Source organism: Segeticoccus sp. (assembly GCF_035708005.1).
Genome location: NZ_DASSTI010000176.1, coordinates 1 through 12,359, shown reverse-complemented (window position 1 = coordinate 12,359; position 12,359 = coordinate 1). Strand labels below are relative to the sequence as shown.

Here is a 12,359-nt window from a genome sequence, read left to right as displayed (position 1 = left end):
GGCACCCGCCGCGGACCGGCACCACTCACCACCTGGAGGCACCACCATGGCCCGCATCCCCTTCACCGCACCCCGCACCCTCTCCGTCCGCCTTGGGGAGCACTGGAGTCGCCGGCGCTTCGGCACCGTCATCGAACCGGGGCGAGCCCTCGCCCACCAACCGCAGGTCATGCGCACGCTGGCGATGGCCGAGATGGGGGTCGAGCGGTGGAACCGCCTCGACCCGACCCTCAAGGCGCTGGCCACCCTGGTGGGCGCCAGCCAGATCGGCTGCTCGTGGTGCATGGACTTCGGCTACTGGGAGTCCCACCACAAGGGCATCGACCGCCGCAAGCTCGAGGACGTCCCCGTGTGGCGGGACAGCGACGCCTACACCGAGCTGGAGCGGCTGGTCATGGGCTACGCCGAAGCGATGACCGCCACCCCGCCGGAGGTCACCGACGAGCAGGTCGCCGAGCTGCGCGAGCACCTCGCCGACGACGCCCTCGTCGAGCTCACCGCGATGGTGTCGGTGGAGAACCAGCGCTCCCGCACCAACGCCGCACTCGGCCTCGCCAGCCAGGGCTTCAAGGCCAGCTGCACGCTCACGCCGGTGGCCGGCGCGCAGCCCGCGCCCGCTCCCGTCGGCAGGGCAGGATGAGCCGTATGCCGTCACTCGCCGACGCCTCTTCCTCACCCGCCGCTCCGGTCCAGCAGGCTGCCGGTGCCGAGGCCGCCGGCGCCGAGGCAGACGGTGTCCAGGCCGCCGGCGCCGAGGCAGACGGTGTCGAGGCAGACGGTGCCCTGGAGCGCCGGGAGCTCGACCGGCTCGCCGAGGAGTTCGCAACGTGGCGCCGCCAGCTGGTGGGGGCGGCATACCGGATCCTGGGCAGCGTCACGGACGCCGAGGACGTCGTCCAGGAGGTGTGGCTGCGCTGGGTGGACGTGGATCGGGAGCAGGTACGCAATCGACGCGCCTACCTGTTGACGACCACGACCCGGCTCGCGCTCAACCACGTGCGCTCGAGGCAGCGCCGGCGGGAGAGCTACGTCGGGCCGTGGCTACCCGAACCGCTGCCGGGCGACGCCCTCGGGCTCGAGCCTGAGCTGGCCTCGACGTCCGCCGCCCGCGACCTCGGCGACGGCCCCGCCGCGGTCGAGCTCGCCGAGTCGGTGTCGATGGCGATGCTCGTCGTCCTCGAGACCCTGTCACCGCTGGAGCGGGCGGCGTTCGTGCTGCACGAGGTGTTCGGGGTGCCGTTCGACGAGGTGGGTGAGGCGCTCGGCCGGAGCCCGGCGGCGGCGCGACAGCTCGCGTCGCGGGCCCGCTCGCACGTGCAGGCCCGCCGGCCGCGGCAGCTGGTCGACCGGGCCCGGCACCGGCAGGTCACCGAACGGTTCCTCGAGGCCGCGCAGAACGGCGACCTCGACGGCCTGCTCGCCACCATGGCGCCCGACGTGGTGCTGGTCTCCGACGGGGGCGGCGTCAGGCGGGCCGCGCTGCGGCCGATCGTCGGCGCGGAGAAGGCCGTTCGCTGGCTGCTCGCGGTGTCGGAGAAGCCCGAGGTCGCCGGTTACACGGCGGGGGTCGTCGAGCTCAACGGGGAGCCGGCGCTGGCGCTCTGGGTCGGCGACGTGCTCGACACCGTCGCCTTCCTCACCGTCGAGGAGCGGGGGATCACCGGGGTGCAGGCGATCCGCAACCCCGAGAAGCTCGCCCACCTCGGCCACCTCGCACCCGCCACCACCACCTGACCCCGCGCCCACCACCGACTGACGACGCCGTGTGTGGCGTTTCGCCGGTCGCGACGGCCTCGAAACGCCACACACGGCGTCGTCGGTCGCGCTGGGGGGCCGCCCACACGTCCACCGGTCGCGCTGGGGGGCCGCCCACACGTCCACCGGTCGCGCTGGGGAGCCGCCCTCGGGTGAGGCGTGGACCGCCCCGTCAGCGCGCGGGAGCCTCGGCCCGGGCGAAGGACAGCGTCTCCCCGGTCGCCCCGCCCATCCAGATGTCCTGGCACGCGGCGGCCAGCTCGTCCAGGCCCTCGACGATCGAGCCCCACACGTTGCCGGGCACCCAGCCCTGGTCGCCGTTGATGAGCAGGTTGTTCCGCCCGTAGAACACGGCGAGGTCCACGACCCGGGACTGGTCCGCGGCGCCCTGGCCCTCGGCATACCCGTAGGCGGGGTTGCCGAGCTGGTCGGAGGAGAAGGAGAACCAGCACAGGTCTCCGGGGATCGGGGTGATCGTGGTGTTCTCGAGCCCCGGGTCCTGCTGCGCGAACAGCGGCAGCAGGGCGTAGATCTCGTTGCGGGCATACTTGCCGTGGTAGACCTGCCCGCCGAGCGGCAGCGCGTCCCACACGGCCTGGGCGGTGCGGGGCGCCTCCTCGTCGAGCAGCTTGGCGAGGCAGCGCACCGCGCGCTTCTCCAGGGTGACGCTGACGTAGCGGGTCATTCGGGACCTCCTCGGTGAGCAGTGTGCGGACGGACGTGCTGGGGATGGTGGCCGGCGGGACTCACCCCGAGGGCGGGCACGAAGGTATGACGCCCGCTCACCGGGACGCGGCGCCGCGCAGCAGCGTCGGTGGGGGCAGCGGGTCGGTGCGCGCCTCGTAGGCCCGCCCCACCCGCAGCACGAGCGCGTCGGCGTGCCGGGCGGCGACCACCTGCAGCCCGATCGGCCGCCCGTCGGCGGTGAGCCCGCAGGGGAGGCTGAGCGCCGGCTGCTGGGTCATGTTGAAGGGGTAGGTGTAGGGCGTCCAGCTGGTCCACAGCTGCGACGGCCAGCCCTCCGGCGCGTCACGCCCGGCCTCGAACGCGGGGATCGGCATGGTCGGCGTGACGAGTACGTCGTGCGCGAGGTGGTACTGCCCCATCCGGTGCCCCAGCTGCATCCGAACCTGCACCGCGTCGAGGTAGTCCGACGCCGAGAGGGTCCGGCCCTGCTCGACGCAGCGCCGCAGCCCGGGATCGATGCGCTCGAGCGCCGACTCGTCGTAGGCCTCCAGCACCTTGGCGGCGCCGGCGAACCACAGCACGTGGAAGGCCTCGACCGGGTCCTCGATGCCGGGGTCGACCTCCTCGACCTGCGCTCCGGCGTCGGCGAGCACCTGCACGGCGGCCCGCACGGCCGCCTCCACCTCGGGGTCGTTGCGCCCGAAGCCGAGCGTCGGTGAGAAGCCGACCCGCACCCCCTCGACCCCGTCCTCGAGCCCGTCGAGGAACGAGGCCTGCGGCCGAGGCATCGCCGACCAGTCCCGGGCGTCGAACCCGGCGATCGTGTCCATCATCAGGGCGGTGTCGGTGACCGTGCGCGTCATCGGCCCGGCGTGCGACAGCGTCCCGAACGCGCTCGCGGGATAGAGCGGCACGAGCCCGTAGGTCGGCTTCAACGCCACCGTGCCGGTGAACGACGCGGGGATCCGCACCGACCCGCCCCCGTCGGTGCCGACCGACCAGGTCCCCATGCCCAAACCGACCGCCGTCGCCGAGCCACCGCTGGACCCCCCGGACGTGAGCCCGGCGCCCCACGGGTTGCCGGTTACGCCGTAGCGCCGCGAGTCGGTGACGCCCTTCCACGCCATCTCCGGTGTGGTCGTCTTGCCGACCAGCACCGCCCCGGCCTCCCGCAGCCGCGCCACCGACGGCGCGTCCTCGGGCCACGGGCCGGCCTCGTCGATGAGGCTGCTCCCCTTGGTCGTCGGCCAGCCCTTGGTGAGCAGCATGTCCTTGATCGGCGTCGGTATGCCGTCCACCGGGCTGGCGGGCGCCCCCTCACCCCAGCGCTGCTCGGATTCCTTGGCGGCGGCGAGCGCGGACTCGCGGTCGACCAGGACGTAGGCGTTGACCTCCGGCTCGAACCGGTCGATCGCGGCCAGTGCCGCCTCGGTCGCCTCCACCGGCGAGACCTGGCGGCTCCGGTAGGCGGCCGTCAGGTCCACGGCGGACGTCATGCTCAGGTCGGTCACAGGACTACTCCGTCATTGCTCAGCAGCGGGTTCGACGCATCGTCAGCGGCATCCTGCCGCGAACCGGGCCCGGCCGCCCGGTCGGCCCCTCCGGCGGAGGCGTCAGCAGGCACGAAGCCGAGCTTCTTGTCCACGACGTTGAACAGCTCGCGGCCGTCCAGCCAGCGCTCGGCGTTGTCGAGGAACTGCTCCGCCAGGGTCTCGCGCCAGCCGACGATGTCCCCGGACATGTGGGCACTGACCACGGCCCCCGGCGCGGACCACAGCGGGTGGTCGGCCGGCAGCGGCTCGGTGCTGAAGACGTCGAGGGAGGCGGCGCCGAGGTGACCGCTCTCGAGCGCCTCGACCAGGGCGTCCTCGTCCACGATCGGCCCGCGGCCGATGTTGACCAGGTGCGCGCCCGGCCGCATCGCCTGCAGCACCTCCCGGCCGACGAGGCCGCGGGTCTGCTCGGTCAGCGGCGCCGCGATGACCAGGTGGTCGGCCCAGCCGGCGTGCCGGGCCACGTCGGCGCTCTCGACCACCTCGCCGAAGTCGGGATCGCCGCTGCGGGCGCGGCGCCCCGCGCCGCGCACGTCCAGGCCGACGGCACGCAGCAGGCGCGCCGTCTCCCGACCGATCGCGCCGGTACCCACGACGAGGGCACGTTGGCCGCGCACGGCATACGTCTCCCGGTGCCGCCACACGCGCTGCTGCTGCAGGTCGTGGCTCTCGTGGAGCAGCTTGGCCTGGGCGAGGATCGAGGCGAGCACGAACTCGGCGATGGGCCGGTCGAAGACGCCGCGCGCGTTGGTGACGACCACGTCGGAGTCGACGAGCTCGTCGAAGAGCAGCGTGTCCACCCCGGCGGCGGCGACGTGGACCCACCGCAGCGCGTCGGCGGCGGACCACGCGTCGCGCAGCGCGGAGGAGAAGAAGTCCCACAGCAGCAGCGCGTCGGCACCGGCGAGCGCCTCGCGCAGCCCCGCCTCCTCGGTGAACCGAATCGACAGGCGCTGCTCGACCCGCGACAGGTCCGGCCGGGGGTCGTCGAGCTGGTCGCACAGCACCACGAGGCGCGGCGCGTCAGGTGGCGCGTTCACCTTTCGGAGACTAGGAACGACACAGTAGGATTGTCAACAATCGCTGCCGTTCGGTGGCCCGTTCCCTTCGAGGTGGCCCATGGGCGTCGCTGCCCCCGGCGGGGAGGTGCTCCCCGGCTCGTCCCCCGCCGTCCCCGACTTCCCGGTCCTTCCGCCGCTCACCGGGGTGGGCGTGGTCGCCCCCTACGACTTCGCCCTCGACCGCGAGCTGTGGCGCTGGTGCCCCGAGGACGTCACCCTGCTGGCGACCCGCCTACCGGTGGCGACCCCGTTCGTGACGATCGACTCCATGGCCCACGTCGGGGAGATCGCCCCGGTCGCCGCGGCCACCCAGGACGTCCTCACGGTCCATCCCCAGGTGATGGCGTTCTGCTGCACGTCGGGCAGCTTCGTGCGCGGCCGGGAGGGCGAACACGCCCTGGTCGCCGCCATGCTCGGCGCCGGAGCACCGGCCGCCGTCACCACGAGCGGAGCGCTGCTGGAGGCGCTCGCCCACCTGCACGTGAGCGCGGTCGGCGTGGCGACGCCCTACGTGCAGGAGGTGACCTGGGCGCTGCACGACTTCCTCGGCACGGCCAGTCACGTCGTGGTCTCCGGCAGCGAGCTGGGGCTCGACCACGAGATCTGGACGCTGCCCTACCACGTCGTCGCGGAGCTCATCCGCCGCGCCGACCACCCCCAGGCCGAGGCGATCGTCGTGTCCTGCACGAACGTGCCGACCTACGACCTGATCGCGCCGCTGGAGGCCGAGCTCGGCAAGCCGATCATCACCGCCAACCAGGTGACGATGTGGGCGGCGCTGCGCGAGATCGGGCTCGCGGCGGTCGGGCGGGGTCAGCGGCTGCTGGAGTCGTGATCGCGCCGGCGGCCAGCCGCTCTTGCTGACCCGGCAGACCCGACCGTACGCTCGCATTGTCGACAATCTGCAACGGCGTGGACACGGCCCCACCCCGACGACCCCGAGTCGACCACAACTCTCATGACCAACTCGTGACAAGGAGGTGCCCCGTTGGCTGACTCGACCGACCACCTGCTGACCCGCGACCTGGACGCTCCCGTGGAGGACGACCAGGTCGGACCGCTCGCCCCGCTCGAGGGCGAGCCGACCTCGGTGGACGTGGAGGCCATCCCGGTCGACAGCCCGGAGCACGCCACCACCACCCCCTCGCAGGCCGAGCTCGACGAGCGCCTCGCGAAGGTGCGGACCGCGATGGCGGCCAAGGACCTCGACGCGCTCATCGTCACCGACCCGGCGAACATGTACTACCTCACCGGCTACAACGCGTGGTCGTTCTACATGCCGCAGTGCCTCGTGGTGCCGGCGAGCGGTGAGCAGCACCTGTTCGCCCGCGCGATGGACGCCGCCGGCGCCGGCTACACCGCGGTGCTGCCGACCGAGCAGGTGCACGGCTACCCCGAGGAGCTGGTCCACCGCTCCGATGCCCACCCCTACGAGTGGATCGGCGCCCGCGCCCGCGAGCTGGGCCTGGTCGAGGACGACGAGCGGTTCCGCATCGGCGTCGAGAGCGACTCGCACTTCTTCACCGCCCGCGACTACCTCGCGCTCGCCTCGGTCCTGCCCAAGTCGCCGGGCATCGACAGCAACGAGCTCGTCAACTGGGTGCGCGTGGTGAAGTCCCCCTACGAGCAGCGGCTCATGCGCATCGCCGGGCAGATCGCCCAGCGCGCCATGGAGCGGGCCCTCGAGTCGATCGTCGTCGGCCGTCGGCAGTGCGACGTCGCCGCCGAGATCCTGCACGCCCAGGCCAGCGGGACGGCGCAGCACGGCGGGGACTACCCGGCGATCGTGCCGATGCTGCCGACCGGCGACGCCGCCGGCACGCCCCACCTGACCTGGAGCTCCGCGCCCTTCGTCGAGGGCGAGGCCACCACCATCGAGCTGTGCGGCGTGCACCAGCGCTACCACGTGCCGCTGGCCCGCACGATCATGCTCGGTGAGCCGCCGCAGCGGCTCGCCGACGCCGCCAAGGTGGTGGAGGAGGCCATGGCCGTGACCCTGGAGGCGACGCATCCGGGCGCGAGCTGCGAGGCCGTGCATACCGCCTTCAACGACGTGATCAACCGGCACGGGCTGACCAAGGACTCGCGCATCGGCTACTCCATCGGCATCGCCTACCCGCCGGACTGGGGCGAGCACACGATCAGCCTGCGTCCCGGCGAGACCCGCGAGCTCGAGGCGGGCATGACCCTGCACGTGATCCTCGGGATGTGGATGGACGGGTGGGGCTACGAGCTGTCCGAGCCCGTGCTGGTCACCCCGGCCGGCGCCGAACGCCTCACGCACGTGCCCCAAGAGCTGACGATCAGGAAGTGACAGACGGTATGCCGAGCACGCCCACCTCCCAGCCCCTCGTCCCCACCTCGCGGCCCGCGTCCCGGGGGCTGCCCCTCGCCGGGCGCACCGACCAGCTCGTCGGCTCGGTGATCGACTCGAGCACCTCGCTGCTGCACCAGCAGACGCACGACATCGTGCGGTTCGCGATGGGCAGCCCAGCGGCCGAGGCGGTGCCGACCGCGATCCTGTCCAAGCTCGCCGAGACCGCGCTGGGCCCGGAGTCGGCGGACGCCTACGACTACGCGGCGACCGAGGGCGACCCGCCGCTGCGGGAGGCCCTGCTCGCGGCGCTGGCGGGCACGAGTGACGCCACGACCGCGGACCGGCTGTTCCTCACCTCCGGCGGGATGCAGGGGCTGGACCTGGCGGGGAAGCTGTTCATCGACCCGGGCGACCTGGTGGTGGTCGAGTCGCCGACCTACACCAACGGCAGCGCGACCGCGTTGTCCTACCAGGCCGAGCTGCTCGAAGCGCCGGTGGACGCCGAGGGACTGGACGTGGAGGCGCTGTCCGCGCTGGTCCAGCGAGCCGGCCGGGTGCCGAAGGTGATCTACACCATCCCGACCTTCCAGAACCCTTCCGGCACAACGCTTTCGCTGGCCCGGCGGCAGCGACTGCTGGAGCTGGCCCGGCAGTGGGGATCGGTGGTCGTCGACGACGACCCCTACGGCATGCTGCGGTTCGAGGGCGACGCGCTGCCGACGCTGCACGAGCTCGCCGACGGTGACCCGCTGGTGTTCTCGGTGCGCACGTTCTCCAAGATCATCGCGCCCGGCCTGCGGGTCGGTTGGGTCGACGCCGACCCCAGCCTGCAGCCGCTGCTGATCAACGCCAAGCAGGCTATGGACACGTGCACCAACCTGCCGATGCAGCGGCTCGTGACCGAGTTCCTCGCCGGCGGGCACCTGGAGGGGCTGCTGGCGGCCAACCGCGAGGAGTACCGCCGGCGCAAGCACGCCATGCAGGACGCGCTCACCCAACACCTCGGCGACATCGCCCGCTGGACGAACCCCGAGGGTGGGTTCTTCCTGTGGGTCACGCTGACCAACGGGGTCGACACGCAGGAGCTGTTCGAGGTCGCGCTGGCCGAGGGCGTCGCGTTCATCCCGGGGCCGGCGTTCTCGCCGTCGGGGCGGTTCCACGACGCACTGCGGCTGTGCTTCGCCTCCACCGCGCCGGAGCGGATCCGCGAGGGCGTGGTCCGGTTGCGCCGGGCGATCGACCGCCTCGCCACCCGACCGGACAGGGCTCCCGAGAGCGATCTCGGGTGAAACCGTCGAACGGGCCCTCCGCCGGCGAGCGGGCGGTGCTGGAGCGGATCCGCGCCGAGGAGCTGGTCGAGCTGACCCAGCGGCTGGTGGCCGCGCGCGGGGAGAACCCGCCCGGCCAGGAGGCGGCGACCGTCACCGAGCTCGTGGCCGCGGCGCGTGAGCGCGGGTTCGCGGGTGAGCTCAGCGAAGTCGAGCCCGGACGGGACAACGTCGACGTCACCCTGGACGCCGGCGACGGGCCGGGCCTGCTGCTGCTCGGACACACCGACGTCGTGCCGGTCGGGGACGGGTGGACTGTCGACCCGTTCGGCGGGGCGGTCCGGGACGGGCGGATCTACGGCCGTGGTACCACCGACATGAAGGGCGGGCTCGCCGCCTGCCTCGTCGCGATGACCGCCCTGCGGGACGCGGGCCTCCCGCTCGCCGGCCCGGTCCAGCTCGCGGCCGTGGTCGACGAGGAGGCCGCGGACATCGGGATCCAGCACTGGACCCGGCGGCTGGGCGAGCGGCGAGCGGGAGGGGAGCTCCCGGCATACCGGGGGTGCGTGGTGGCCGAACCGACCGACCTGCAGACCATCATCGCGGCGCGCGGCGCCTCCTACCTCGAGATCCGGGTGACCGGGCAGGCCGCGCACGCGGGGAACCCGGCCGACGGGCGGAGCGCGATCTACGGGGCCGCGCGCATCGTCAGCGAGTTGGAGCGCTGGCACGAGCAGTATGCCGGGGACCGGCACCCCCTCGTCGGGGCGCGGACGTGGAACGTCGGGACGATCCACGGCGGCACGGGCGGGTCGATCGTGCCGGCGGAGTGCCGGATCACCGTCGACCGGCGGCTGCTGCCGGGCGAGTCGCCGACGGAGGTCCTCGCGGAGACACGCGCGCGGCTCGATCGGCTCGGGTTGGCCGATCGCGGGCTGGGGCTCGAGGTCGAGATGACCATGGACATGCCCGGTTTCGAGACCGCGGCGGGGCACGAGTTCGTGCGCTGCGTCGACGGCGCCCTGGGTGGGGTCGGCGGGCCGGGTCTGCCGCTGGGTGGGTGGACGGCGGCGTGCGACGGCGGGTACGTCGCCCGCGACCACGGCGTCCCGACCGTGGTGCTCGGTCCCGGGTCGGTGGCCGAACAGGCCCACCGTGCCGACGAATCCGTCGGGATCGAGGAGCTGGTGGTGGCGGCGCGGGCCTATGCGCTGACTGCGCTGCGCCTCCTCGCGCCGGCCTCCTGACCCGCTCGGCCGACCGCCCCGGCCCAGCCCGGCCCCAACCCGCGACCGACGACCCCGTGTGTGGCGTTTCGCGGGTCGGATCGGCCCCGACACGCCACCGACGGGGTCGTCAGTCGTGCGGGGGGTCGGCTGCGTCAGCGAGGTGAGCGGTCGAGGCCGTCGGCGAGGATCTCGGCGAGGTGTCGCGCACGGCGGTCGGTGCCTTGGCCGATCTGGGTGCGGCAGCTGAACCCGTCGGCCACGACCTCGGTGTCGGCGCCGGCCTCACGCACGGCGGGCAGCAGGACGCGTTCCCCGGCGGCCTGGGACACCTCGTAGTGGCCGCGCTCGAACCCGAAGTTGCCGGCGAGCCCGCAACAGCCCGAGTCCGGCACGGTCGCCGCGAGCCCGGCCCGGGCCATGAGGTCGTGGTCGGGCCCGAAGCCCATGACCGCGTGCTGGTGGCAGTGCACCTGCACCAGCGCGTCGCCACCGACCCGCGGCGGCTCCCAGTCCGGCGCCAGGGTGGCCAGGGCTTCAGCGAGGGTGTGGGTGGCGGAGGCGAGCTTGGCGGCATACCCGTCCGCGCCGAGCAGGTCGGGCGCGTCGTGGCGCAGCATGGCGGTGCAGCTCGGCTCGAGGCCGACGATCGGGGTGCCGGCGTCCAGTTCGGGTGCCAGCACCTTCAGCGTCTGCCGCAGCACCCGCTTGGCCACGCCGAGCTGCCCGGTCGACACCCATGTCAGGCCGCAGCAGACCGGCCCGGCGGGCAGCACGACCTCGAAGCCGGCGTCCTCGAGCACCCGCACGGCGGCCCGGCCGACCTCGGGTGAGAGGTAGTTGGTGAAGGTGTCCGGCCACAGCACGACCCGGCCGCGCGGGGCGGCCCCCCGGACGGGCGTTTCTTTGGGACGTTTGGTGCCCCTCGGGCGTCCGAAACGTCCCAAAGAACCGACGAGGGCCCGGCCGCCATGACCCTGCTGCTGCGCGGGGCCGGGGCGCCCGCGGGCCGCGAACCAGGACCGGAACGACTGCGTCGCGAAGGCCGGCAGCTCCCGCTCCGGCGCGATCCCGCCCAGCCACTTCAGCAGTCCAGCCGCGCTGGAGCCGGTCACGGCGTTGACGAACTGCGGCAGCCGCGAGGCCACCCGAGCGGTGACCGGCAGCCACCCCATCGACCAGTGCGACCGCGGCCGCGCCCAGGGCCGGCCGGCGTAGTGGTGGTGGGTGAACTCCGCCTTGTACGTCGCCATGTCCACGTTGACCGGGCAGTCCGACAGGCACCCCTTGCAGGACAGGCACAAATCGAGCGCGTCACGCACCTCGGTCGAGCGCCACCCGTCGGTGACGACCTCGCCGTTGAGCATCTCCCACAGCATCCGCGCCCGCCCGCGGGTGGAGTGCCTCTCCTCCCGCGTCACCTGGTAGCTGGGGCACATCACCCCACCGGAGTGCTGCCGGCACTTGCCCACCCCGACGCACCGCCGCTGTGCCTGCGCGAAGCTGCCCCCGTCGCCGGGATAGCTGAACAGCGTCAGCACGTCCCGCCGGTTGGCCGGCTCCCGCTGCCGCAGCCCGGTGTCGAACGGCGGCGGGTCGACGATGATGCGCGGGTTCAGCCGCCCGGCCGGGTCGAACGCCCGCTTCACCTCCCCGAACACCCCGACCGCGTCCGCGCCGTACATCCGCGTCAGCAGCTCCGAGCGCGCCCGCCCGTCCCCGTGCTCCCCGGAGACCGAACCGCCCAGGGAGACCACCAGGTCGGTCGCCTCCTCGATGAACCGCCGGTATGCCGACACACCAGCGGCCGTGAGCAGGTCGAAGTCCATGCGCATGTGCATGCACCCCTCCCCGAAGTGCCCGTATGACGACCCGGACAGCCCGTGCCGCAAGAGCAGCTCATCGAGGCGGCGCAGGTACTCGGCCAGCCTCGCCGGTGGGACAGCCGCGTCCTCCCAGCCTCCCCACGCCTCACCGCCGTCCGCGCGGCGCGTGGCCAGGCCGGTGCCATCGCGGCGGCAGCGCCACACGATCGCCTGGGCGCCCGGGTCGGTGACCAGCGAGGAGGTCACGGGCAGCCCGGCATCGCGCAGGTCGTCGGCGATCGCGGTCGCCGATCGCGCCGCCGCGGCGTCGTCCTCACCACCGACCTCCACGAACAACCACGCCCGCCCCTCGGGCAGCCCGGCGGCCGAGGCCTCGGCGCGCACGTGGTCGGGCAGCCGGTCCAGCAGCACCGCTGCGATCGACTCCACCGTCAGCGGACCGTGCGGCAGGATCCGCGTCACGCTCTCGGCCGAGGTGACCGAGTCCGGAAACCCCAGCGCGAGCAGGACTTTCGCCGTCGGCAGCGGCGTGAGCGCCACCGTCGCCCGCAACGTCGTCGCCAGCGTCCCCTCGCTGCCGACGAGCAGGCGCGCGACGTCATACAGGTTGTCCGGCAGCAGCCGCTGCAGGGCGTAGCCGGAGATCTGCCGCGAGAAGTGCCCGAA

Annotated in this window: 10 protein-coding genes; 6 read left to right on the top strand and 4 right to left on the bottom strand. The window is 73.3% G+C overall.

The genetic code is table 11. The features are described 5' to 3' along the window. Window positions 1-46 precede the first annotated feature (46 nt). Window positions 47-640, top strand: coding sequence for a carboxymuconolactone decarboxylase family protein (locus VFL99_RS16855; protein ID WP_325107519.1), 594 nt, complete (start codon window positions 47-49; stop codon window positions 638-640). Window positions 641-645: 5 nt separating this feature from the next. Next, complete coding sequence (gene sigJ, locus VFL99_RS16850; RefSeq protein ID WP_325107518.1) at window positions 646-1,734, top strand: RNA polymerase sigma factor SigJ; 1,089 nt, start codon at window positions 646-648, stop codon at window positions 1,732-1,734. A 193-nt stretch (window positions 1,735-1,927) separates the two neighbouring features. Here sigJ and VFL99_RS16845 read toward each other — a convergent pair whose 3' ends face one another. The 3 genes from VFL99_RS16845 to VFL99_RS16835 form a co-directional block, all read right to left on the bottom strand. After that, on the bottom strand, window positions 1,928-2,440 hold the full coding sequence (locus VFL99_RS16845) for a DUF3830 family protein (RefSeq protein WP_325107517.1): 513 nt from the start codon (window positions 2,438-2,440) through the stop codon (window positions 1,928-1,930). A 97-nt stretch (window positions 2,441-2,537) separates the two neighbouring features. Then, a complete protein-coding gene (locus VFL99_RS16840) occupies window positions 2,538-3,953 on the bottom strand; it encodes an amidase (RefSeq protein ID WP_325107516.1) in 1,416 nt (471 codons plus the stop codon). Further along, the gene (locus VFL99_RS16835) at window positions 3,950-5,035 is read right to left on the bottom strand and encodes a D-2-hydroxyacid dehydrogenase (protein WP_414713791.1); all 1,086 of its coding nucleotides are present in this window, start codon (window positions 5,033-5,035) and stop codon (window positions 3,950-3,952) included. Before VFL99_RS16835 ends, VFL99_RS16840 begins: the two co-directional genes overlap by 4 nt. A 79-nt stretch (window positions 5,036-5,114) precedes the next feature. On the opposite strand from VFL99_RS16835, the gene VFL99_RS16830 reads away from it, so the two are divergent. The 4 genes from VFL99_RS16830 to VFL99_RS16815 all read left to right on the top strand — a co-directional run bounded on the left by VFL99_RS16830 (window position 5,115) and on the right by VFL99_RS16815 (window position 9,888). Beyond that, the gene (locus VFL99_RS16830) at window positions 5,115-5,891 is read left to right on the top strand and encodes a maleate cis-trans isomerase family protein (RefSeq protein ID WP_325107515.1); all 777 of its coding nucleotides are present in this window, start codon (window positions 5,115-5,117) and stop codon (window positions 5,889-5,891) included. Window positions 5,892-6,044: 153 nt separating this feature from the next. After that, a complete protein-coding gene (locus VFL99_RS16825; RefSeq protein WP_325107514.1) occupies window positions 6,045-7,370 on the top strand; it encodes a M24 family metallopeptidase in 1,326 nt (441 codons plus the stop codon). Between the two features lie 8 nt (window positions 7,371-7,378). Beyond that, complete coding sequence (locus tag VFL99_RS16820; protein ID WP_325107513.1) at window positions 7,379-8,662, top strand: aminotransferase-like domain-containing protein; 1,284 nt, start codon at window positions 7,379-7,381, stop codon at window positions 8,660-8,662. Continuing rightward, window positions 8,659-9,888: a M20 family metallopeptidase gene (locus tag VFL99_RS16815; protein ID WP_325107512.1), complete on the top strand. Its 1,230-nt coding sequence runs from the start codon at window positions 8,659-8,661 to the stop codon at window positions 9,886-9,888. Before VFL99_RS16820 ends, VFL99_RS16815 begins: the two co-directional genes overlap by 4 nt. A gap of 134 nt (window positions 9,889-10,022) precedes the next feature. Here VFL99_RS16815 and VFL99_RS16810 read toward each other — a convergent pair. Continuing rightward, a partial coding sequence (locus VFL99_RS16810; protein ID WP_325107511.1) for an FAD-binding and (Fe-S)-binding domain-containing protein occupies window positions 10,023-12,359 on the bottom strand: 2,337 nt, incomplete at its 5' end.